The organism is Paenibacillus herberti, assembly GCF_002233675.1.
In the GTDB taxonomy this organism is placed as follows: Bacteria; Bacillota; Bacilli; order Paenibacillales; family Paenibacillaceae; genus Paenibacillus_O; species Paenibacillus_O herberti.
The window spans coordinates 2107351-2130875 of sequence record NZ_NMUQ01000001.1 but is presented as its reverse complement, the minus strand read 5'-3'; the positions used below and the strand labels follow the sequence as shown (position 1 = coordinate 2130875).

The window sequence follows — 23525 nt, the reverse complement described above, 5'->3', positions numbered from 1 at the left end:
CTAGGAGGAATGACGATGCGCAAGCTACTCTCCCTGCGGCATTGGAAGCATGTTTTTACAAGAATATTCTGGCTTCTCCGTTCACCGAATGTGAAGCTCATTCATAAGCTGATGTTCCTGTTACCGGTTGGACTGTATTGGGTTCTTCCAGATGTAATGCCGTTCATGCCGGTTGATGATATTGCAGTGACGATGCTGGCTGCTGAAGGTTTTACCCGTTGGATGGAAAACAAGTACCGGGCGGGTTGAAGTTTTAGCCGAGTTTCTATAGAATAATATTGAATATTAACGCTAGTCCTCCTGCCTCGGGCAAGAGGGTTATGATAGTCATAGGAGGATAACGTCATGAACTGCAAGATTACTCGCAATGCGGCCAAGATTCTGAAGGCCGAGCTGGACAAGCCGGAGCACGAGGGCAAATATCTCCGCGTGTACATTACTCATTCCCACGGAGACCATGCCCATTACGGCCTTGGCATCGACGATCAGACGGAGAAGGATGAGCTTATCTCCACTGATAAGGAGATCGATGTGCTGCTGGAGAAGGACGTCGATCTGTTGGACGGAGTTATGATCGACTATCTATACACACCGGAGGAAGGTTTCGTTGTAACGAATCCTACCAAGGGCAATCACGGTGATCACTGAGGAAATGACCGCCACTCCAGGCGGTACATGTGAGCTCGCCTTGAACGATATTCGGATTTGCGACAAATGTAATTTCACCCGGGTCAAAACGATGCTGTCCAAGCTCCAGAAGCTTGACCCGGAAGCCGATATCAAGGTGGGCTGCAAGTCGTACTGCGGACCTTGCGCCAAGAGAGCTTTTGTATTCATCAATGGCCGTTATATAACGGCGCCGACTGAAGACGAAGTGCTGGAGAAGGTTAAGAAGTTTATCAAAAAATAAACCGGCTGCCGCCGGCGGGATTCCCCGCCGGCAACGCCGGTTTTATTTCGTTGTGGAGATGCTGCGCTATGTTGGCGCAGCATCTTTAGGGTTGAGCTGATTTAGCTAACTGAGCTGGCAACCTGTTATTCTTTAGGCTGCGAGTCCAGGCGTGGACGCGGAGGCAATGGTCCGAGATACTGGTACATCTGGCATTCAATGCGCCCGTTGTACAGCTTGCGCTTTTTGTCCGCGGAACGGCCATAACTCTGTTCGAAGGTTTTGGCTGGACTGAGGGCGAACACCGACCAGTCCTTCTTAACCGCACCGATGAAGCCGAGCTGACGGATGAGCTTGTCCGCTTCCTTTTCGGAGCCGAGCCGCTCTCCATAAGGCGGATTCGTAATGATGCAGCCGTACCTGCCCTCAGGCTGAACGCGGGCGATCGGCATTGTGTGCAGCTTGATCTCGCGTGCGAAGCCGGCTTTGCTAAGTGCAGCTTGGGCCACTTCGATTGCTTCCGGGTCCATGTCAGAGCCGCTAATTTCGAGCTTCACATCGTCCTTGACGGAATCAATCGCTTCTTCGCGAGCGAGATCCCAGCGTTTCTGGCCCATAATGTCCCAGTGGCTGCTGTTGAAGTCGCGGCGCATGCCCGGAGCGATGTTCCAGCCGATCATTGCGGCCTCGATCGGGATCGTGCCGGAGCCGCAAAAAGGATCGTACAGCGGGCGGTCTGGCCGCCAGCGGCTAAGCAGCACCATCGCCGCTGCCATCGTTTCCTTGATCGGAGCTTCCGTCACAAGTTTACGGTAGCCGCGCTTATGCAAGCTCGGTCCGGTCGTATCGAGCGTAATGAGCGCCATATCATTCATCAAACTGACCTCAATGACATAACGTGCGCCATCCTCGCGGAACCATTCCGTTCCATACTCGTCCTTCATCCGTTCAACGACGGCTTTTTTGACAATGGATTGGCAAGCAGGTACGCTGGAAAGCTGGGATTTTTGCGAGCGGCCGTTAACCGGGAATTCTCCGTCATCCGGAATCCAGTCCGGCCAGTTGATGGCGCGTGTTCCTTCAAATAGTTCTTCGAAGGTGACGGCGCGGAATTCAGCCATCTTCACGAGTACTCGGTCCGATGTACGGAGCCACAAATTCGTGCGTGCAATATCTTCCAGTCCACCGCGGAAGGTGACACGTCCGTTTTCGGTTTTAACGTCATTATAACCAAGGTCTTTAAGCTCCCTGGCGACAATCGCTTCAAGCCCCATAGGGGAGGTTGCAATAAGTTCAAGCTGTTGCATCTGGTTCATTTCACTCCATATCTGGTCAGGAGCATTTGTGTCTCCTGTCCTATCGTCATACAATCAAGTATAGGCGATCATACGGAACAAGTACAACGAGAAAGGTAGGAGATCGCAGATGAAAGAAATGATTTTTGGTCAAGAAGAGATGGAGGCCTACATAGAAACGCTGTTTCCGCCGGATTCGGACCTGCAGCGTACCCTTAATGGCATTCGCAGCAAAGGAATGCCGGAGATCTCCGTACCGACCGCCTATGGTCGGCTGCTCACACTGCTTGTCTCCATGAGCGGAGCGAGCCGCGTACTGGAGATTGGCGCTCTGGGAGGTTACAGCGGCATTTGCCTGGCTCGCGGAATGACGCCGGATGGGCGTTTGACCTCGCTTGAGCTGCTGCAGGATTACGCCGATACAGCTCAAGAGCATCTGACTGCAGCCGGGTTCGGCGCGCAGGTGGAGTATTTCATCGGAGACGCGTCTGACAGCTTGGCGAAGCTGAAGCAGGATGGGCGGCGTTTTGATTTCTTTTTCATCGATGCGGACAAAAAAAATTACCTCCGCTACCTGGAGGCGGCGCTTGAGCTGGCCGAACCGGGAGCAGTAATCGTAGCGGACAACACGCTGCTGCGCGGCCGCGTTGCTGATCCGGCACGAATAGGAACGACTTTAGATGCGATGAGGGAGGTCAACCGGCAGTTGGCCGAGAACCCTCGGTTGATGGGTACACTGCTGCCTGCCTATGACGGGCTGGCCGTCATGCGAGTGCGCTCCTAAAGAAAGGCTGCGTTGCGGGAATATTAGTTTGCCAAAGATGAAACGATACTTATAGTTGTGCGCATAAAAAAACAGAGGTAGCCCGGACTCCATGTTGGAGACTTGGACCGCCGCTGTTTCTTTTTTTTAGGTTCAGTTTAATGCTTAGTTTGAACAGAACGCTCTATGTGCTGCCGCGCAGTACGAGCTCTGGCACGAGCCCGACGCGCTCCACAGATGCGCTCGGCATATGCATCCGCCGCTCAAGCGCCTCAACGGCGCGTTGTCCTAGCACTTCCTTGCCGAGGTCCATCGTAGTGAGTGGCGGCCTCGTCCAGCTAGAGCCTTCGATATTATCGATGCCGGCGACGCGACAGCGGCCGGGAACCGCCACACCTCTTTGCTGTAAGGCTTTGAGCAATTGGATGGCGATATCGTCATTAGCGCAAAGGAAGGCGTCTGGCAGCTCTTCATCACTTGTTTTTTCCAACCTGCTCAGCATAGACTCTTCCCATTCCCGGGAGTAGGGGATGTTCCAGCGGCGCAGCGCACCGTCATGACGCTGGGCGAATGTTTGCTCCAGAGCGGAGCGGCAGCCGAGCCACCGTTCCCTGAAGCTAACCGAGAAGCGATCGCTGCCAACAAAAATAAAGCTGCGACAACCCTTGTCCAGCAGCATGCCGCAAATCATTCGCGCTGCTGCAATATTATCGTTAGCTACACTATCGAGGCCGGAAAATGGCTCCTGGTGATCAACTAGGACGACCGGCAACGCCGTTCTCTTCATAGCGGTCAGCTGTCGCAGCGGGAAGGAGCCGACAGCAAGTCCGCCGGCACAGCGGGAGCGATCCAGGTAAGGCGGCAAAATATCGGCTGTTTTGCCGTCATCCATCGGAGCTAACACGACGGTGCCCCAGCCGCGCTGGCGGCAGCCCTCCTGAATACCTCCGAGCACCCGCTGCCAATACATTTTCTCCTCTTGGTGGACGCGTGACATCCAAACGACGATAAAACCGCCCTCCGCATTGGCATTCCCGGCGCCTGAATGAGTTAACAAGTCGGGATGAACCAGCCTCGTTGGTAGCGCTCTAGGCTCCGTCCTTGTGGGCGGTGCTTCATAACCCATAGCTTGAGCTGTTTCCAGTACACGTTGGCGTGTAGCCTCGCTAATGCCGGATTTTCCGGACATCGCTTGCGATACGGTATATTTTGACACATGCAGCCGATCGGCAATCTGCTGCATCGTTACTTTTCCGCCTCTTGACATCGACCTTTGCACCCTCTAAAGTTTGGTTAAATTTCAGCTGTAATTAGCCTAACAAACCTAACAACCGAACGCAAGCGTAAATTTTTAATAAGTGAGGACGATTAGATATGAAAACATGGGTTGCTTTTTATGATTCAAGCTTTCCTTTTCCGGGACAGCGTCCCGCTGAGCAACAGCTTCTGCCGTTAGCCAACCGAATAACTGGGGCGGAAGAGTTGGCAAGCCGTCTTGATGAAGAACAGCCGGACTCGCTTCTCATGCTGCACGGCCCTTATTTTCCAAAAGCAGCCTGGCCAGCTGTTATGGCGCATTTGAAACGCGGAGGAGGCCTTGTCACTATTGGTGGCACCCCATTGCGCATTCCTGTCGGGCTTGGCGCGAACGGCTGGGAGCCGGAAGCCGAGCAGACGGCCTACCACCAAGCGATCGGCATCCATGAAGCGCTGCGTATTGATACGTCTAAAGTAACCGAATGGAAAGCGTCCGCGGCGATTCCGCTGCTTGCTGGAACGGAGCCGCTTTTCGACAATGCTTCGACGTACGGACTGGCTCTGCATGTGACCCGCTCCCATGACCATCCCCATGAAAATGGCTCCGGTGGACCGATGGATGCGCATCTTTACCCGCTGCTCACCGGCCTCGACAAGGATGAGCGTGAGCGCTGCGCGCCTGTCGTTCTCCTTGAGAATACAAAGGGAGATTTCGCAGGCGGTCGCTGGATTTTTGCTAACCGCGAGGCAGGCGCCTCGTTCTGGGACGGCGGCAAAGGGGCGGAAGCGCTCGCCGCTTGGGCGGAATTCACGGCTCGCGGCGTAACGGAGTGGTGGCTGAAGCCTAACTATGCCTGTTATGAGATCGGCGAGAAGCCGATGCTTACTTTTCAGCGGCAGCGGCTCAACGCGAATGGTGATAGCAGCTGGCAAGTGACATACAAAGTAAGCCGCATCAACGGCACGGAAGAAGCTGTTGTGACAGAGGGTAGCCTAACGCTTGGATCCCACGAGCTGACGGATTATGAGCGTGTGCCTCTGCCGATTGGGGCTGAGCCAGGTTATTATCGCGTTGACGCTGAGCTGATCGCTGTCAGCAGCGGTGAAATTCGCCGTTTGGTGCAGGGCTTCTGGGGACGTGACGAGGAATTGCTTCGCGAGGGCAGCATGGTCGAAGTGAACCGTGATTACTTCGTGAAGGACGGTAAGCCGTTGCCGATCGTCGGCATGACCTATATGACGAGCGATGTGGCGCGCAAATACATGCATTTGCCAAATGCGGCGGTATGGGATCGCGATATGGCTCAGATGGCAAAAGCCGGCATCAACATGATCCGGACTGGCATTTGGACCGCGCTGCGCAAAATGGCTTTCGTAGACGGACATGTAAGCGAAGAGATGATGCGCGCTGTCGACGCTATTTTCCTGACGGCGAAGCGGCATGGGCTGGAGGTTGTGTTCAACTTCTTCGCGTTTACGCCAGAGCTATGGGAAGGGGAGAACCCTTACCTGGACCCTCGCAGCGTCGAAGCTCAGAAGCGCTTCCTGACGGCGATTGCGACCCGTCATAAACATAGCTCCCATGTGCACTGGGATTTGATCAACGAGCCGACAATGTTCAACCCATTGCAGCTGTGGAGCGCGGCAAGCACGCTCGGCGACCGTTTCGAGCTGGCTGCGTACCGGGAATGGCTGCAGCAGCGTCATGGCAGCATTGTCAAGCTGCAAGAGGCATGGAATATGTCGCCGCTTGATTTGCCGACATTCAGCAGCATCAAGCCACCTCGCAAAGGGGACATCGGCTTCAGAACGACGGAGCTGACCGAGAAGCGCAGCGGCCAGTGGCTGGACTATCTGCTGTTCTCGCAGGATATGCATAACCGCTGGGCAGCTGAACTTCGGGACGCGCTCCAGGCCGTTCAGCCGAAGCAGCTTGTAACCGTTGGTCAGGACGAAGGACTGCAGGCGCAGCGTCCATCTCCGCTTTTCTACGAGGAAGCTGTCGATTACACGACCGTCCATTCCTGGTGGAAAAATGATCAGCTCGTACTGGACGGCATTTTCGCCAAAACGCCAAACAAGCCTAATGTCATTCAAGAGACAGGCATCATGTATGTAGAAACACCGGATGGCTTCGCTAAACGCACCGAGGAAGAGCTGCATGCCATGCTTGAGCGCAAGTACGCTTATTCCTTCTCAACTGGCGGCGCAGGGGCAATCCAGTGGATCTGGAACATCAACTACTACATGCATAACATCAATGAATCCCATATTGGGGCATTGCGTGCAGATGGAACCGAAAAGCCGGAGGCTGACGTGTCCTATGACTTCGGCCGTTTCATCAAGGAAGCGGGTCATCTGTTCGAGGATCGTAAGCTGGAGGAAGTAGCCGTTGTTTATCCGTATAGCAACGACTTCTCTAACCGTTCGTCGGCGGAGGAGATCACTTCACGCATGACACGTTCGCTTGCGCATCGGATGAATGTACCTTTCCGCTCGCTTAGTGAGTATGGGCTCGACATCTTGAAGGATGGGTCCTACGAATCGCCGAAGCTTATTGCCGTGCCATCGGCTCATGCGCTGAGCGACGAGGCGCTGCAAGCGCTGCTGGATTGGGCGTCCGCCACGGGCGGTACCTTGCTTGTTACCGGTCCGCTGAACCTTGATGCCTACTGGCATCGTACGGACCGGGCGGCTGCACTGACCGGCCCGTCGGTTCTCGCCAATGTACGCCGCGAGGAGGCGCTTGAGCTGGACGGAGAGCTGTTATCCGTTGGTTTCGCTGGCGAAGGCATCGCCCGCTTGAGCAAACAAGCTTTGCTTAACGAGGATGGTCGCCCTGCGAACGCCGCAGCGCAACTGCATCAATTTGAGCTTGGCGAAGGTTGTCTTCTCTGGTGCCCGCTGCCGCTTGAGATGGCTGAGAGCTATATGCCTCTTGAAGCGGTTTATGACCGTGCGCTGGAGACGGCAGGGGTTCTGCCTGAGCTGGAGTGGGAGAGAGGCGGCGAACTGGCGGGAGTGTACGGCCGCAAGCTGCAGTTCCGCGACGGCGCCGTATTCATCTTCGTTTCCGAATATGCGCTTGATGCCGATGTGAGTGTGAAGGACCCTGTAACTGGCACGCGTTATTCCTTCCAGTTGGAAGCGGAACGTTCCGTTCTGTTCGCAACCGACAAGGATGGCAAGCTGGTTAGCATTTACCGTCCGGACGAGGTAGAAGTGTTCGCAGCGAAGGCTCAATAACCAATAGCTGTTCCGTCTCCGGCCCGCCGCCTGTTGCGAGATGCGGTCAGCCGAGAGGCGAGACAGTGTAGATGCCAGGCAACGTAGATGCAAGGCAAACAAAAAAGCATTCCCGGCAGTCGAATCTGCCGTGGAATGCTTTTTGCTGTACAATCAATCCTTGTATTCGATAATCGGGCGGATAACCTGGGAGATGAGGCGGATTTTTTCAGGCGAGCAGCCTTCCAGCATCTCAATAATCTCATTGCGCAAAAAATCCTGCGCCGAGCTGTTAGCTCCGCTAAGCAAATATTCCGGCGTTTCCTCTAGCACGATGCAGAGCTCGGAAAGCCGATCCAGATTAAGCGGGGTCCGGCCTCGCTCAATTTTGCTAATATAAGCATTGGACACATCAAGCTGCTCTGCCAAAGCCTCTTGGGTCAGTCCCTTGTCCTCGCGAGCTTTGCGAATCCTTTTTCCGATCACGGAGTAGTCGTAAGCCATGTCATTGATCACCCTAATCCAAACTATAACAACCTTTATCTTCGCCTTACATGGACTATGATTCCAATTGAACCGGGGATTCAATTCATTGACTGAGACCGAATTTTATCTCTGAACAAGAAAAAAGCTTCGGCATGCCCACCTGGGCTTGCCGAAGCTTTTTTAATTATCGCTCGCTGTATCGTATGCACCAGAAACCAGGTTGCCGAGCACCCGCGTCACCTCGGAGGCGAACACGGGCTTGCTGATGAAATCTTCCATTCCAGCGGCGGCGCATTTATCTCGATCGGCCTGGCGAACGAAGGCTGTGACCGCTACGATAACGGGCTGGCGTTCTACCGGAATACGGGCGTGGATCGCACGGCTGGCCTGTAAACCGTCCATAACCGGCATCTGCAAGTCCATGAAGACGATATCGTATCGCTTTTTATCAAGCTGTTCAACGGCTTCCAACCCGTTGGAAGCCTGATCAACACCGCAGCCCATCTTGCCAAGCAAGGTTGCAAGCAGCATCCGGTTCACTTGATTATCATCTACGACGAGAGCGTGAAGTCCGCTGAACCGGGCGGATAAATTTTGAACAGCCTCTGGAACAAAGTTTACCTCCCGAGAAGGAGGCGGCGGAGCCGAAGCTGCTTCATACGGAAGGTTCAGCATAATGCTGAAAGTTGAGCCTTGATCAGGAGCGCTGTCGACGCTGATGGAGCCGTCCATAAGCTCCACTAGTTTACGGCTTATTGCCAGGCCGAGGCCTGTGCCTCCATATTTGCGGTTGAGAGCGGGATGCAGCTGGGAAAAGGACTGGAACAGCTGATCCTGCTTGTCCAGCGAAATCCCGATTCCGGTATCGCGCACAGACAACTCCAGCATGCAAGATGAGTCCTCGCGGGCAAGCTGTTTTATATGGAGAATTACGCTCCCTTGTTCGGTGAATTTAACGGCATTGCCGACGAGATTGACCAACACCTGGCGGATGCGGCCGGCATCTCCGACAACCATCGTGGGCAGATGCTCGTCCAGCTGAAGTTCCAGGTTTAGTCCTTTCTGTGAAGCAGCGATGCCAAACAGTTCAAGCACATCGGAAGCAAGGGAGGACAAGGAGAAGCTCTCCTTATCCAGGATCATTTTGCCGGCCTCTATTTTGCTTAAATCAAGAATTTCGTTGAGCAGGCGCAGCAGGGACTGGCTGCACTGGATAATAGTGTCGGCATAACTCACCTGTTCCTCGTCCAGCTCCGTGTCGCCCAGAAGATCGGCCATGCCAATAATTCCGTTCATCGGTGTACGAAGCTCATGGCTCATGACAGCGAGGAATTCCGACTTGGCGCGATCAGCCTCCTCAGCGGATTCCTTGGCGCGAATGATTTCTTTTTCATCTGTGATGTCTTGGAAAACGATTACCGCCCCTTGATGCATACCCCTGTCCGATATCGGCGTAACGTGGAATTCGGCCAGGAAGCTGGAACCGTCTTTGCGCCAAAGCACGGCTTCTTTGTTGCTGTAGGAGCGTCCGTCTCGAAGCGCCTGATTAATAGGCGACTCCTCCAGCCGATAGGGAGTGCCGTCCGAACGAGTTTGGTCAATATAATTGAGATAGGAACCGCCGATGGATTCAGTTGGCGAGAGGCCCAGCATCGAGGCGGCAGCCGGGTTAATGAACGTTGACCGACCCTTCGCGTCTAATCCCATGATTCCCTCAGACACCGAATTAAGGATAAGGGTGTACTGGTAGCTGAGCTTTTCAATTTGCTCCAAATACCTCATGTGATCCGTAATATCCATGCTAATTCCATACACGCCGACAACTTCTTGTTCAACGATAATTGGAATGTTGGCCGTATTGACTTCGATCTCGTAACCGCTCCTATGACGGAGCTTCAGATCATACGATTGCGGGACACCTTGGCAGGCCAATCCAAAATGTAACAGGGACTTGTCTGCAAATTGTGCTGCGACAAGCGAGCTCCAGTTCATCCCTGTCAGTTCCTTCACACTATACCCGGTCAGACTTTCAATCTTGGCGTTAGCGGTGAGGATCTCACCTTGCAAATTCATCGAGTATACAGCTTGCGGGCTATGCTCGAACAAGGATTTATACCTCTGCTCTCTATCCTGTAGCTTCTGCTGCAGCACGCGCTGCTCGGTAACATCGTGGACAATACCGATGTACTGATAAATTTCACCATAATGATTAAGCTTGGACTCACATTGTATTTCAAAAAACTTGTTAGTCCCGTCAGGCAGCCGCGTGCTGTATTCCCAGAACTTATGATCAGGTTTGTTTTGTGCGCCGAGCCGCAGAAACTGCTTCATCCCTTCGGAAACAACAGGTTCCAACTGGAGGGAATCGATCAGCTCATCGCATGCCGGTGAAGTGGAGGGCAGCATATAACCATACATTCGCCGGGCATCTTCGGAAAAGGTAATGATATTTGAAGCAATATCCCATTCCCAAGCGCCGATTTTTGCAATCCGGTGAACGGAGGCCAGCATTTCCTCGTATTTTTTCAGTGCGGTCACATCACGAGCAAAGGTGAGCACCCGCTGTTGTCCATCACTTAAAGTGAGCACCTTGAAGTAGGTTTCCATCCAAATAAAGCGGCCGTCCTTATGCCTAACCCGCCTGACAAAGCTATTCTCTGGGTCGAACATCCGGCTTTGCGCCATCTGATTCGCTTCTTCAACGTGGTAGAAAAAGCGACGGTTGCGGCCCAGCATTTCACTAGTGTCATAACCTAATATTTCTGTAATGGAAGGCGCTATATATAAAATGGTCCCTTCCGGAGTGCTATAGGAGATGAGATCCCTCGTATTGTTGATGATGAGCTCATTCAAGTTTTCCTCGGAAGAGGGATCAAGCACAATTTTCCCGGTTTCGACCGCCGTAATCATAATAGCTTGTTCTCCGGCTGTAACGACTAGAGCCAAGCTGACGCGTAGTTGAAGGATAAAACCTTCGGCATGTTTCAGGCCGATGCGGCGATGGAGTGTTGCCTGGGCCTGAAGCAGCTCCACTAGCTGATCTAGCGATTCGGAGGGCTCCGTGATGACTTGTTCAAGTGGGAGCTGCAAGGCTAGCGGATCGTCACTATCCCCCAGCATGACGCCGAAGGCGGCGTTCATTCCTAGCCACGTTCCATTCTGTGGGTTTGCAAAAGCAATGCCGAAAGGCGATTGATCGAATGCCATCGAGGCAAGCTCGGTATTAATCGCAGGTGAAGTCATAGGGCGAGGCCGTCTCCTTGTCATTGCCTGATTAAATTAAAAATCGGGACCGAGTTTTAGGATAGTATAATCCTTTTAGAGGTAAGATGAAACTCGTTTGTCATAGGATTGTCATAGCCTTGCCGGGGCGAAGCTTGTTAGCGTTTTTAAAAACGGGCATAATGGAAAGGATGGGAAATTTATAGAGAGTAAAGGGGAGCGGAAATGATTAAAAACGACTCCTTCCTCCGGGCTATCCGGAGGGAAAAAACCGACCACGTGCCGGTCTGGTATATGAGACAAGCAGGACGTTATGACCCGGATTACCGTAAAATCAAGGAATCCTACAGCTTGCTTGAAATTTGCCGGCAGCCAGAGCTGGCGGCCGAAGTGACGCTTATGCCGATTCGCAAGCTGGGCGTGGATGCGGCTATTTTATATTCCGATATTATGAATCCCGTCGCTTCGATAGGGATTGATTTTGATATTGTCGCCGGCACGGGGCCGGTTATCCACAATCCGATCCGCAGCGCGGAAGATGTACGGCGCCTGAAACCGATCGATGTCGAAGGAGATCTCGGCCATGTGCTGGAGACGATTCGCATTTTGGACCGGGAACTGACCGTGCCGCTGATTACTTTCGCGGGTGCTCCCTTCACGATTGCCAGCTACTTAATCGAGGGGCGGCCATCCCGCACTTATCTCAAAACCAAAGCGATGATGTACAGCGACCCCGATACATGGTTCCTGCTGATGGACAAACTTGGTGACATGGTTATCACTTATCTCAGAGCGCATGCCGCAAGTGGCGGCAAAGCGTATCAGCTATTCGACAGCTGGGTCGGCTCGCTTGCACCGCATGATTTCCGTAAATATGTGCTGCCGACGATTCAACGCATTTTCGCGGAGTTGTCCGATCTGGAGCAGCCGGGAATTTATTTCCCAGGAGTCAGCTCGGGTGAGCTGTTGCCGGAGCTGCGCGGCCTGCAGGCGGAAGCGATTGGCATCGACTGGCGTATCAGCATTCCGGAGGCTCGCAGACGACTTGGAGGCGGCTTTACGGTTCAGGGTAATCTTGACCCTGTCGTGTTAACCGCTCCGATTGAAGTAATTCGCGAACATGCCAAGGCGATCATTGATCAAGGAATCCAGGAGCCGGGTTATGTGTTCAATCTTGGTCATGGTCTGTTCCCGGAAGCATCGCTCGACAAGTTGAAGCTGCTCACCGATTACGTGCATGAGTACTCGGCGCAAGCTCTCGCGAGCGCAGCCGTGAAAGGTGATACAGCAAGAGAGGAGCTTCCCCATGTCTAACGATGCAATCGGCGTTCTGGTTATGTCCTATGGCACGCCGGAAAGCCTAGATTCTGTCGAGGAATATTACACGCATATTCGTCGTGGCAATGCACCTTCCCCTGAACAGCTCAAAGAGCTGGTAGACCGTTATGAGGAAATTGCCGGTGGAGTATTCCCCTTGCGCGAGAATACCGATCGCCAGGTCAGCAGCCTGCAGGATAAGCTGGATACCGTTGAAACGGGCCGCTATCGGTGTTACCAGGGTCTGAAACATGCTCGTCCTTACATTGAGGACGGCGTGCAACGGATGGCGCAGGATGGTATTAAGCGGGCTGTGGGCATTGTGCTTGCCCCTCATTTTTCTACGATGAGTGTCGCCAGTTACAACAAACGCGCTATGCAGGAAGCCGAGAAACATGGGATTGAGATGAGCTGCGTTGATTCCTATCATCTACATCCTAGCTTGATTCAGGCGCTGGCCGAGCGCGTCCGGGACGGGATCGATGCCGTATCGGCCAAAGCCGGCGGCGCCGAAGTGAAAGTGCTGTTCAGCGCTCATAGCCTTCCGGTACGAATTCGCCAAGTTGGCGATCCTTATGAAGAGCAGCTGCTGGAAACGTCGCGTGCCGTCGCAGAAGCGGCAAGGGCTGGGAGCTGGCAATTCACTTGGCAGAGCGCGGGACGTACAAACGAACCTTGGCTTGGTCCGGATATTATGGAGACGATGAGCTCACTTGCCGAAGGGGGCGAGAAGGCGCTGCTGGCTGCACCAGTCGGTTTTGTGTCCGATCACCTTGAGGTGCTCTACGACCTCGATATTGAGGCGATGGCGCATGCTGAGCGACTCGGTATATCTTTCGGCCGAATCCGCATGCTGAATTCCGATCCTCTCTATATGGAGACGCTCGCCGATTCCATTCGTGAAGCTGCGGCTAAGCTGCCATCATGACGGCGGGCAAAAAGCCCGTCATTGCCGTCGTTGGGGCCGGTCTGACCGGCCTTAGCACTGCTTTTTACCTGCAACAGCTGGCTAAGGAGCTGGGGAGGGAGGCCGATATCGTACTTCTGGAGGCGAGCGATCGGCTTGGCGGACGTATTGAGACGCTGCGTAAGGACGGATTTACGATTGAAAAAGGACCAGACTCCTTTTTGGCGCGCAAACATGCCATTCTAGAGCTGACGAAGGATCTCGGGCTGCTGGATGAGCTAGTTTCAACCAACCCGAGAGCAGCCAAGACCTACATTTATCAAGGAGGCCGCTTGCATCCGATGCCGCCCAGGCTGGGGCTTGGCGTGCCTGCTGATATGGCTTCTTTTTTGAAAACAGAGCTATTAGACATCGATGCGAAGTTCCGGGTATCCATGGACTTCATGAACCCGGTCCGTCCGAATGATGGAAGCGACGAGTCCGTAGGCGATTTCTTGGAGCGGCGCTTCGGTCCCGATATGGTAGACCGGATCAGCGAGCCGCTGCTTGCTGGCATATATGCCGGAGATTTGTACAAGCTGAGTCTGGCCGCTACGTTCCCGCAATTCAGAAAAGCGGAGCTGGAACACGGCAGCGTCATTCGTGGCTTGAGAGCGCCTAAGTCGGAAGCGGCTGTAGCTGCATCTGTGCTGCCTGACTATGTCCCTGCTGCGGCGCGCAACGGGATGTTCATGACGTACAGAGGAGGCCTCCGCACGTTGGTCGACGGCCTGGAGAGCTCGCTTGACGGCGTGGAGCGGCGAATGAATACGTTGATCCGTTCTATTCGTAAAGTGGAAGGCGAGCGTGCGACGGAGGCATATGTGCTTGAGCTGGATGGCGGCGGCTCGCTAGAGGTGGACGCGGTTGTGGTTACTGCACCGAGCGGAATTGCTGCAAATTTACTTGAGCCGCTGACCGATGTAACGGCTTTGCGTGCTGTGAATTATATATCGGTTGCTAACGTCGTCATGGCCTTCAAAGCTTCAGATATAGCGGGAATGGAGTTTGATGGTTCCGGATTCCTCGTGCCCAGATCAGAGGGACGAACGATTACGGCCTGCACCTGGACCTCGTCCAAGTGGTTGCACAGCAGCCCCGAGGACCATGTACTGCTGCGCTGTTATGTCGGCAGGTCCGGCGCCGAGGAAGGCGCAATGCTCCCGGACGCAGAGCTGCTGTCTGCCGTTCGCCGCGATGTTCGCGACACGATGGGTATTGAAGCAGAGCCGCTGTTCACGGAAATTACGCGGCTGCATCACTCCATGCCGCAGTATCCGGTCGGACATATGGGGGCAATTGCTGCACTGAGGGCGGATATGCGTCGCGATTGTCCGGGCATTTTTGCAACAGGAGCCGCATTCGACGGCGTTGGCCTGCCGGATTGCATCCGTCAGGGCCGCGAAGCGGCTAGGGAAATTTGGTCAATTATGGACTAATTTGGGACAGACCCTCTTTGCGGAGCGGTATGGAATGGTATAATGGCGAAAGGCCTGCCCAAGGGGGCGGCCTGCTGCTCGACAATTATCCATTCTTTACCTTAATGTGAGAGGGGCTGTCTTTTTTTGTATCGCAATCGTACTCAGGCCAGACAGCAGGAACGCAGAAAAAAGAAGCGTACCATGCGAAGGCTATTATTCCTTAACTTGACGCTGCTTGCCCTAATTATTGGTGCCGGTGGCATGTATATTTACGCCAACTGGTCGCCAGAAGAGGGGACAGTGGCCAGTAGTGAAACGAGCGCCAGCAACATGCCGCAAGCGGAGTCGAGTGCAGCTCCATCAACGCTGCCGTTGTCCTCGCCTTCACCTGAACCGACACCGTCTTTGATGCCGACTCCATCGCCGTCAGTGACTCCATCTCCATCGGCTGAAGCTATTGGGGAGCCATCTACGGAACCATCAGACTCACCTTCTCCTTCGGCCGCCCCGACTGCGACCCCTACGCCGTCTGCCAGCCCGGAAGTGGAGAGTCCAATTAATCCGCCGGATTCCGGCGAACAGGGCTGGAGCGGCCTGACTCCGCAGGATGGCTCAACGATTCAACTGGCTTTCACGGGAGATATTCTGTTGGCTTCCAAAGTAGCCGGCTTAATGGACAGTAAGGGGCTGGATTACCCGTTTGCGGGGGCGGCGCAGTATTTGTCCAAGCCTGATCTCACAGCAGGCAATCTAGAGACGCCGATTACGACAAAAGGTAAGCCCGCACAGGACAAACAGTTCGTATTCAAAGGCAAGCCTGACTACTTGAAGCCTTTGAAGAAAGCTGGCTTCGACGTCGTAACTCTCGCCAACAACCATACGCTTGATCAAGGTGAGGAAGGACTCCTCGACACGATGAAATATCTGGATGAAGCCGACGTTCCGCATGTAGGTGGCGGCCGCAATGACAAGGAGGCTTATGCTCCCGTCGTTTTGGAGAGAGGCGGCATCAAGGTCGCCTATGTCGGCGTCAGCCGGGTACTGCCTACCGTCGATTGGAAAGCTGGACCGAATAAAGCTGGTGTCGCAGAGGCGTATGACTCGGCTCGTGCCGAGGCAGCCATCCGGGCAGCGAGATCAAAAGCGGATCTCGTCGTGGTCATGGTCCATTGGGGCAAAGAACGCGCCGACCAGCCAGTCGACCATCAAAAGTTGCTGGCCCGAAACTTCATCGATGCAGGAGCTGATCTGATTATCGGATCGCATCCTCATGTGCTGCAAGGCTTCGAGCTGTACAAGGGCAAGTGGATTGCTTATAGCTTAGGCAATTTTATTTTTACTTCCAATTCTAATTCCAACACGAGTGAGAGCGGGGTACTAGACGCGGTATGCACCAAAGATGGACGCTGCGGGCTCAAATTCCGTCCGATGAAAATTGTCCAGTCCCGTCCTCAGCCTGTGCAAGGCAAGCAACTGGAGGCTCAGCTCAAAAGGCTTAACAGCATTAGCAAAGCGGCGTACATAGAGGCGGATGGGACGGTGAAAGCCCGTTGAGAAACCCATGCGTCGCTCATCGTGGATGGTCAGGGTTAGCCCCTGAAAATACGCTTGTAGCGCTGCGGATGGCCGCTGAAGCTCCGGACATCGGATGGGCCGAGATCGATGTACAACTGTCGGCGGATAACGTGCCCATATTGCTTCATGACCGCAAGCTGCGCCGCACGACGAATGGCGGGGGAGTGGAGCCCCGCCAGCGTACCGCTGAGCAGCTTAGCAGGCTGGATGCAGGGGGCTGGTTTTCCTCCAGTTATCGGGGGGAAAAGCTGCCCACACTCGAAGAAGCGCTTCGGGAAACCGGGGACCGGCTTCGCTTTAATATCGAACTCAAGCATTATGGAGCGACTCGGCCTTTGGAAGAAAAGGTGCTTGAGATCGTCTATCGTACAGGCATGGAGAGAAGAAGCATCTTCACTTCATTCAGCCGATCCGTGCTGAGGCGTTTGAAGGAGCTGGATGCTGCGGCGGACACCGGTTTTATTACCGATAGCTGGAGCAGCGGCCTGCCGAACGAGCTGCGCCAGCTTGGCTGCAGCTTATTGTCAATTGACCATCTCTCCCTGAATCGGGACCGGCTGAAGCTGCTGCGACAGGAGCGGATTCGGACGATGGCCTGGACGCTGAATGATTATCGACAAATCCGCCGGTATGCACTCATGGACCCGGAGCTGATGATCTGCACCAATTACCCCGAGCGCTGGCGAGATGCGCTGCGCAGCCTGCCTCAGCCGAATGAGGCCCCGCAAGGGCCTGATGGAGTAAGTCCGCCTTGGCCTTGACCGAACAAAGCACAGTCGGGACTAAATGCCGCAAGACCGTCCCTGGCGAAAAAAGCGCAGCCTTGGTGGAAATGCCGTAAGTCCGTCCTTGGCGAAAATAATGAAGCCGTGGTGGAAATGCCGCTATTTCATCCTTGCTGAACTGAATAGGTCCACTACCGCCTGTGGTTTGTCGGGATTGTGATAGAGAGAAAGGAATCGATATTGATGGATATGTGGAGCATGCTGGACACCAGTCCGCTTTTGCGGCTGGCTGTTGGAGTGGTGGGTAGCCTGGTAATCGCCGGAGCTGCCTGGAAGTTGCGAGCTCTGTCAGGCTCGGGGGCTGCAGCGGCCATTCTGCTTGGGACCGGTTATGTCTATTTTGGCGGCCCTCTTTGGTTCAGTCTGCTGATTGCCTTTTTTGTCAGTTCAACCCTATGGTCAAAGTGGAAAAAGCATCATCGGGCCAAAGCAAATGCGGAGCGCAGCTATGCCAAAGGCAGCCGTCGCGACGCGGGCCAGGTGCTGGCCAACGGCGGTTTTGGGCTGCTGCTGTGTGTAGCTTACAGCCTATGGCCGGAGCCCTGGCTGCTGCTCGCGTTCGTCGGCGTGATGGCTAGTGTGAACGCCGACACTTGGGCGACGGAGGTTGGCGCGCTCAGCCGCTCCGCGCCGATTTCCGTGCGCACGCTGCGCCGTGTGCCGCCAGGCACGAGCGGCGGAATCACGCCGCTTGGCACGTTCGCGGCGCTGCTAGGCGGCGCCTTCATCGGCGCAGCCGCCGCGCTGCTCGCGGAGCTGCCGCTCGCCTGGCGCGCGGCAGCCGCGCAGCCGGCTCCGTCGGCGACGACGCTGCTGCTCGCCGGCGCCGCAGCGGGCCTGGCCGGAGCCCTCGCCGATTCCTGGCTCGGCGCGACCGTCCAGGCCATGTATCGCTGCCCTAGCTGCGGCAGCGATACGGAGCGCGCCGAGCATTGCGGGCGCGCTACCCTCAAGATCCGCGGCTTCGCCTGGATGACGAATGACGCGGTTAACCTCGTCTCGTCACTGCTAGCTGGCGTGCTCGCCGCAGCTCTCGCCTTGAGCTAACAGCTGGCGTGCTCGCCGCAGCTCTCGCCTTGAGCTAACAGCTGGCGAATCCTTCGCCAATGAGCTCGTCTCCGGTCAAAAAAATCCCCGAGGGGACCGCGCCTAGCGCGTTCCCTTCGGGGATTCATTTTTATTCCACCAGCGCTTCCAGCTGGCTGATAACATCTTCGAACACGCTCATCGCTTGTTCGATTGGCTCCGGCGAGCTCATATCCACGCCAGCCTTTTTCAAAATTTCGATCGAGAAGTCGCTGCCGCCGCTCTTCAGGAAGCCAAGGTAGCGATCGACGGCTGGTTGGCCCTCGTCGAGAATCTGCTTGGCGAAGCTCGTCGCCGCAGAGAAGCCCGTTGCATATTTGTACACATAGAAGCTGTTGTAGAAATGCGGGATTCGCGCCCATTCCATCTCGATATCCTTGTCCACAGTCATGCCCTTGCCATAGTACAGCTCGTTGAGGCCGTAGTAGATTTTGGACAGTTCCTGCGGTGTCAAAGACTCGCCAGCTTCTGTTTTCTCATGAATGATCTTCTCGAACTCCGCAAACATCGTTTGGCGGAATACCGTTGTGCGGAACTGATCCGCATAGTAGGTGAGCAGATACATTTTTTCCTTGCGATCGGTCGATTTCTTGAGCAAATGGTCCATAAGCAGCGCCTCGTTGAGCGTGCTGGCGACCTCAGCCAGGAAGATCGTATACTGCGCATCGCGGTACTTTTGGTTGCCGTCCGAATAGTAGGAGTGCAGCGCGTGGCCCATCTCATGTGTCAGCGTGAACATGCTATTGAGATTATCCTTGTGGTTCAGCAGCACAAAAGGATGCGTGCCATAAGCGCCCCAGCTGTAAGCCCCGCTACGTTTGCCTTCGTTCTCGTACACGTCGATCCAGCTGTCCGTATACCCTGCTTGCAACGCTTTGCCGTAGTCCTCGCCGAGCGGCTTCAGACTTTCCGCCGTAATCTTTTTGGCTTCATCGAAAGTAATCTTCATATCGAATTCGTCAACGAGCGGCGCGAACAGATCGTACATATGAAGCTCATCAACGCCGAGCAACTTTTTGCGCAGCTCCATGTAACGGTACATGAGGGGCAGCGACTTATGCACGGTATCGATCAGGTTTGAGTACACCGAAGTCGGAATATTGTCGCCGTAAAGGGACATTTCCAGCACGGACGGATATTTGCGCGCTTTCGCGTAAAAGACGTTTTTGGTCACATTTGCGCTCAGAGTGGAAGCCAATGTGTTTTTAAGCTTGCCGTATGTATCGTACATCGTTGTGAATGCGTCCCGACGAACGTCGCGGTTGCGGCTTTCCAGGAATTCGATGTAGCGGCCATGCGAAAGCTCAACTTCCTCGCCCTTCTCATTTTTCACCTTAGGGAACTTGAGATCGGCGTTGTTCAGCATGCTGAAAATAGTCTGAGGCGAAGAGCTGATATTGCCGACTTGCGCCAGCAGTGATTCCTCGGACTTAGACAAGACATGAGCCTTCTGCCGCTTCATCTCTTCCAGTGTGTGGCGGTAGGGAGCGAGCTGTGGATCGACGATGAACGCCTCAAGCTTCTCTTCCGGCAATGCCAGCACTTCCGGTGTAAGGAAGCTGAGCGCTTCTCCGGCCTCGACGCTGAGCTTCTGGGACTTCTCGGACAGTGCCTGATATTTCGGCTCCGCCGTGTCCTCATGATGTTTCATATTAGCGTATACATACAGGCGCTCGACGTTGTAGCCGAGATCATCCTCCAGCTCAAAACAGTTCTTCAATTGAGCAGGGTCCGACAGCTTGCCCTGGAAACCGGCAGCAGCCTTCACCAGTCCTTTGGCATTGATGTATTCCTTGTCCCAAGCAGCCTGATCAGCGTAGATGTCTTCTAATTTCCAACGGTACTCCGGTGCGGTCTCGGAACGTTTTGGTACTTGGCTCATAGTAGACCTCCTTGTCGGGTTAGAGAGATGGGCTGCTTCTGCAGCCCGGGCGGAAGCCACAGGGCTGAGGCGGACTGGCGGCGACATCGGCTGACCGCTTGCCGGACCATACTTTTGGGACCCGGGAAGTAGGCTTAGCGAGAGCAGCAGGGGCAACCATTTCATGAGATAGGCCTCCAGAGAGAACAGAATTCCCTCTAGTATGGCTGCTGCAGGCTCTCCTTATGTTCCCAATGTAAAAAAGGACGCAACCAAAACGACAAAAGAAATCGACACCATAACGATGGCCGAGATGGCCAGCGGGCGTCTCAATCGCTCCGGCAGCTGGTCGCGCTTCATAAGGACGATTGCCGCCAGGCAGAAGCTGGCGATGATGAATATGACAGCGTTGGTCGTGTCCATCGGGGGTTATTTCCTCCATCTGTTCAATTCTATCCGCGTGATGCGAATACTTCGAGAAATATAGGTGTTACTCCTTCTTGAAGTGGCTTAAACGTCGCGCAAATTTTGCATGATCGTCTCAAGCTCTTCTTCGCGACCCTTAAAGTTCTCGGGTTTAAAATGGTTTCCCGCCCAGTGCATCAGCTCAGGCCGGCTGAGAAAGGTATGACATTCTTCTCCCCACTGATCGGAAATCTCTCTGGCGATGATGGTTTTGCCGTGTACCTCAACATTCAACATATTGTATTTGTCAGTCTTATAGATCAGGTTTTTCTTAATCACGATGATGCTCCTCCTCGGGTCTGGTTTGCTATCCCTTCATCATATCGCTAAAAAACATTGTAAAGCAACCGAAATGCGGTTTAAGATAATCATATTCTCTTTTCCAATGTGAAAATGGACTGGGAAGGGAATTCTGCCGGTGACGCGCGATCGTCGGGGAAGATGAGCTGAGGAGGATTTGGAGCGGCACAAGCGTAATCGCTTGGATTCGCTTGAGATTTGTCATGCTGACCGGAAGCGTGGGGCTGCTGAAGGGCGTTATGTAGCTGCTTCGCTGCCTAAGTTACCGATGCGGGATAGCGTTTTCGATTTAGTGTTATGCAGTCACTTTCTTTTTCTATATGCAGAGCAATTCGGAACCGAATTCCATCGAGATTCACTGCTGGAAATGATGCGGATATGCCGACCCGGGGGCCGTGTTCTTGTGTACCCGCTCCTATCGCTGCGCAGCGAAGAAATCAGTGGGATGGATGCGCTGATTGAAGCAATCCGCAGTGCGGGTGGGGAACCGACATTTTTCCGTTCCGGTCTGCCGTTCCTTCCAGAATCGGTGCAAGGTCTAGAAATTCGGATGCCTCGATTGGGATAAGCTTACAGGTAAAGAATGGATATAACGGAATTGAACTCATTGCAATTGATTCATTGCAGGTGTATAATGGGCTTATTCGCTGCTTCAAGCAGCGTCATTTTAGGAGGTTGTTCATTTGAAAGGAACAGTTAAGTGGTTTAACGCAGAAAAAGGTTACGGCTTCATTCAAGTTGAGAACGGCGAAGACGTATTCGTACATTTCTCTGCAATTCAATCCGAAGGCTTCAAGTCCCTGGACGAAGGCCAAGAAGTTGAATTTGACATCACGGACGGCAACCGCGGTCCTCAAGCAGCTAACGTAGTCAAATTATAAGAACCGTTTTGGCGGATTCGCTTATAATAGAGGAAGTAAGGTCCCTAGCCTAGGGACCTTATTTTTTTACATAGAATTATAAAACAGTACCATCTGACTGCAACAGCAGGCAATGAGCCATTTCCTGGTTCTAGCTAGCCACGGGCAAACGTCACCGTTTCAATTGCTGACACAGCCTGAAAGGTTTGTATTTGCGACCATAAGGATGGGCATCGTTTTCGGCTTCGACACTGGATTTTAGGGCATCAGGATGGTAAAGTATCAATGGAGGTTTACCATGAGGAACCGATATTTCCGAACGGATGTTAGACTCGGAATACCTCTGCCGATCCTCGACCGGGAGTGGGAGCAGTATGACGTCACGGAGCAGATGGGGATTGTGGAGCAATGGGAATTGATCCGCGGCCGTATTCCAGATGTCATTTTCGCGCTGGAGCGCGAGATCGTACTCAATCAGCAGATGCTGGATGACGAAGACGATTTTGTCCGCTCCTGCAAGCTCAATTCCGATATTGCTGAGTTGGCTAGTCGAATTAATGAACTGCATATTTGGTACCGCGTCAATCAGGAGATTGAACAGCGGCGCCATTCCTAAGACAGCCATAGGGGGCGCCAAGGATGAATGAACGGGCGATAGGGACAATTAAGGCCCCTTCCAAGCCGATTAGTATGATGTATCGCGTGTACCGTTATGTGCTTCCAGGTGTATCGGCCGAGTTGGAAGCGCTGAGGCAGCGTGCGTTAAGAATTCCAGATCCGGAGCTGCAGACCCAGGCACTGGCCAGTTTGGCAGACAAACGTTTCCATTGTCAGGGGGGCTCTGTTTACGCGATCCTGGATCCCAATAATCGCGATTTGCTGTTGCCGCTTATCGTAGCGCTCCAGACGATCAGCGATTATTTGGACAATCTCTGCGACCGCAGCACTTCGCTGGATGCCGATGATTTTCGCTTGCTGCATCGCTCCATGCTGGATGCGGTTGATCCTTTTGCAGAGCTGACGAATTACTACGCCTTGCGAAAGGAACAAGATGACGGAGGTTATCTCCATCATCTTGTGCGCACTTGTCAAAAACAGGTTCGCCAACTGCCCGGTTATGCTGCGGCGCAGCCAGAGGTAAGCCGCCTTGTGTCGCTTTACGGCGATCTGCAGGTGTATAAGCATATCCACAAGGACCTGCGCGAGGACAAGCTTTTAGACTGGTGGGAGCAGCATAAGGAAGAATACCCGGAGCTTCGCTGGAATGAATTCGCAGCGGCAACAGGCTCAACGCTCGGTATGTTTGCTCTATTCACTGCGGCTGCCGATCCTGGGCTGACACCTGAACGAGCTTCCGCAGTGCGCAAATGTTATTTTCCTTATGTGTGCAGCTTGCATATCCTTCTCGACTATCTCATTGACCAGGAGGAGGACCGCGTCGGCGGTGACCTTAACTTCTGCAATTACTATAGCGATACGGAAGAAGCGGCGCAGCGGATGGGTATGATTGTAGAGCGAGCTCGCGAAGACATCCGTCATTTGCCAGATCCCGGTTTTCATCGACTCATCGTGGAGGGGCTGCTCGCTCTCTACTTGTCTGATCCCAAAGTGGGCGAACAAGGAGATGTGAAGCGGGTTACGCGCTCCTTGATGAAGCACAGTACGCTGGCCCGTCTGTTTTTTAGAGTTAACAGCGTCTGGATCCGTCGAATTCGGGCATAACCCATGAATTTGTGTTATCCATTTTATTAAATAAATATAGCGTCATTGGA

Annotated in this window: 22 protein-coding genes; 15 read left to right on the top strand and 7 right to left on the bottom strand. The window is 53.9% G+C overall.

Translation table 11 applies throughout. The annotated features are described in order from the left end of the window. The first annotated feature begins 9 nt into the window (after window positions 1-9). The 3 genes from CGZ75_RS09835 to CGZ75_RS09825 all read left to right on the top strand — a co-directional run bounded on the left by CGZ75_RS09835 (window position 10) and on the right by CGZ75_RS09825 (window position 910). A complete protein-coding gene (locus CGZ75_RS09835; RefSeq protein ID WP_245850763.1) occupies window positions 10-249 on the top strand; it encodes a hypothetical protein in 240 nt (79 codons plus the stop codon). 96 nt (window positions 250-345) lie between these two features. Then, window positions 346-648 carry a heme biosynthesis protein HemY gene (locus CGZ75_RS09830; RefSeq protein ID WP_089524004.1) on the top strand — a complete coding sequence of 101 codons (303 nt, stop codon included), beginning with the start codon at window positions 346-348 and terminating at the stop codon, window positions 646-648. 4 nt (window positions 649-652) lie between these two features. Further along, entirely contained in the window at window positions 653-910 is a 258-nt protein-coding gene (locus CGZ75_RS09825) for a YuzB family protein (protein ID WP_089524641.1), read from the top strand. Between the two features lie 125 nt (window positions 911-1035). Here CGZ75_RS09825 and CGZ75_RS09820 read toward each other — a convergent pair whose 3' ends face one another. Beyond that, a complete protein-coding gene (locus CGZ75_RS09820) occupies window positions 1036-2196 on the bottom strand; it encodes a THUMP domain-containing class I SAM-dependent RNA methyltransferase (protein WP_089524640.1) in 1161 nt (386 codons plus the stop codon). Between the two features lie 118 nt (window positions 2197-2314). Here CGZ75_RS09820 and CGZ75_RS09815 point away from each other — a divergent pair, with 118 nt between their 5' ends. Beyond that, complete coding sequence (locus CGZ75_RS09815) at window positions 2315-2968, top strand: O-methyltransferase (protein ID WP_245850762.1); 654 nt, start codon at window positions 2315-2317, stop codon at window positions 2966-2968. A 163-nt stretch (window positions 2969-3131) separates the two neighbouring features. On the opposite strand, the gene CGZ75_RS09810 is transcribed toward CGZ75_RS09815, so the two are convergent. Continuing rightward, window positions 3132-4214 (bottom strand): LacI family DNA-binding transcriptional regulator, encoded by a 1083-nt coding sequence (locus CGZ75_RS09810; RefSeq protein WP_089524003.1) that lies wholly within the window; start codon window positions 4212-4214, stop codon window positions 3132-3134. Window positions 4215-4321: 107 nt separating this feature from the next. Here CGZ75_RS09810 and CGZ75_RS09805 point away from each other — a divergent pair, with 107 nt between their 5' ends. Next, a complete protein-coding gene (locus tag CGZ75_RS09805; protein ID WP_089524002.1) occupies window positions 4322-7450 on the top strand; it encodes a beta-galactosidase in 3129 nt (1042 codons plus the stop codon). Between the two features lie 153 nt (window positions 7451-7603). On the opposite strand, the gene CGZ75_RS09800 is transcribed toward CGZ75_RS09805, so the two are convergent. Both CGZ75_RS09800 and CGZ75_RS09795 read right to left on the bottom strand, forming a co-directional pair. Continuing rightward, window positions 7604-7933 carry a helix-turn-helix domain-containing protein gene (locus tag CGZ75_RS09800; protein WP_089524001.1) on the bottom strand — a complete coding sequence of 110 codons (330 nt, stop codon included), beginning with the start codon at window positions 7931-7933 and terminating at the stop codon, window positions 7604-7606. A 162-nt stretch (window positions 7934-8095) separates the two neighbouring features. After that, on the bottom strand, window positions 8096-11158 hold the full coding sequence (locus tag CGZ75_RS09795; protein WP_176444747.1) for a PAS domain S-box protein: 3063 nt from the start codon (window positions 11156-11158) through the stop codon (window positions 8096-8098). A gap of 204 nt (window positions 11159-11362) precedes the next feature. Between CGZ75_RS09795 and hemE the strand changes: the two genes are divergently transcribed. From hemE to CGZ75_RS09765, 6 genes are all read left to right on the top strand, one after another. After that, complete coding sequence (gene hemE / locus CGZ75_RS09790; protein WP_089523999.1) at window positions 11363-12451, top strand: uroporphyrinogen decarboxylase; 1089 nt, start codon at window positions 11363-11365, stop codon at window positions 12449-12451. Next, complete coding sequence (gene hemH, locus CGZ75_RS09785) at window positions 12444-13382, top strand: ferrochelatase (protein WP_089523998.1); 939 nt, start codon at window positions 12444-12446, stop codon at window positions 13380-13382. The genes hemE and hemH overlap by 8 nt, the downstream gene beginning before the upstream one ends. After that, entirely contained in the window at window positions 13379-14839 is a 1461-nt protein-coding gene (hemG, locus tag CGZ75_RS09780) for a protoporphyrinogen oxidase (RefSeq protein ID WP_089523997.1), read from the top strand. The genes hemH and hemG overlap by 4 nt, the downstream gene beginning before the upstream one ends. A 126-nt stretch (window positions 14840-14965) precedes the next feature. After that, on the top strand, window positions 14966-16375 hold the full coding sequence (locus CGZ75_RS09775; protein WP_089523996.1) for a CapA family protein: 1410 nt from the start codon (window positions 14966-14968) through the stop codon (window positions 16373-16375). Beyond that, complete coding sequence (locus CGZ75_RS09770) at window positions 16372-17157, top strand: glycerophosphodiester phosphodiesterase (protein WP_089523995.1); 786 nt, start codon at window positions 16372-16374, stop codon at window positions 17155-17157. The genes CGZ75_RS09775 and CGZ75_RS09770 overlap by 4 nt, the downstream gene beginning before the upstream one ends. Before the next feature lie 222 nt (window positions 17158-17379). Further along, window positions 17380-18228: a DUF92 domain-containing protein gene (locus tag CGZ75_RS09765; protein WP_089524638.1), complete on the top strand. Its 849-nt coding sequence runs from the start codon at window positions 17380-17382 to the stop codon at window positions 18226-18228. Between the two features lie 130 nt (window positions 18229-18358). Here CGZ75_RS09765 and pepF read toward each other — a convergent pair whose 3' ends face one another. The 3 genes from pepF to CGZ75_RS09750 all read right to left on the bottom strand — a co-directional run bounded on the left by pepF (window position 18359) and on the right by CGZ75_RS09750 (window position 20872). Continuing rightward, complete coding sequence (gene pepF / locus CGZ75_RS09760; RefSeq protein WP_089523994.1) at window positions 18359-20149, bottom strand: oligoendopeptidase F; 1791 nt, start codon at window positions 20147-20149, stop codon at window positions 18359-18361. Between the two features lie 222 nt (window positions 20150-20371). Next, window positions 20372-20551, bottom strand: coding sequence for a hypothetical protein (locus tag CGZ75_RS09755; protein ID WP_089523993.1), 180 nt, complete (start codon window positions 20549-20551; stop codon window positions 20372-20374). Window positions 20552-20638: 87 nt separating this feature from the next. Next, window positions 20639-20872 (bottom strand): hypothetical protein, encoded by a 234-nt coding sequence (locus tag CGZ75_RS09750; RefSeq protein WP_089523992.1) that lies wholly within the window; start codon window positions 20870-20872, stop codon window positions 20639-20641. Window positions 20873-21050: 178 nt separating this feature from the next. Between CGZ75_RS09750 and CGZ75_RS09745 the strand changes: the two genes are divergently transcribed. The 4 genes from CGZ75_RS09745 to CGZ75_RS09730 all read left to right on the top strand — a co-directional run bounded on the left by CGZ75_RS09745 (window position 21051) and on the right by CGZ75_RS09730 (window position 23475). Beyond that, window positions 21051-21461 (top strand): methyltransferase domain-containing protein, encoded by a 411-nt coding sequence (locus tag CGZ75_RS09745; RefSeq protein WP_089523991.1) that lies wholly within the window; start codon window positions 21051-21053, stop codon window positions 21459-21461. A gap of 115 nt (window positions 21462-21576) precedes the next feature. Beyond that, window positions 21577-21774 (top strand): cold shock domain-containing protein, encoded by a 198-nt coding sequence (locus CGZ75_RS09740; protein ID WP_089523990.1) that lies wholly within the window; start codon window positions 21577-21579, stop codon window positions 21772-21774. A gap of 277 nt (window positions 21775-22051) precedes the next feature. Continuing rightward, entirely contained in the window at window positions 22052-22369 is a 318-nt protein-coding gene (locus CGZ75_RS09735; protein WP_089523989.1) for a hypothetical protein, read from the top strand. Between the two features lie 23 nt (window positions 22370-22392). After that, window positions 22393-23475, top strand: coding sequence for a tetraprenyl-beta-curcumene synthase family protein (locus tag CGZ75_RS09730; RefSeq protein ID WP_245850761.1), 1083 nt, complete (start codon window positions 22393-22395; stop codon window positions 23473-23475). The last annotated feature ends 50 nt before the right edge of the window (window positions 23476-23525 follow it).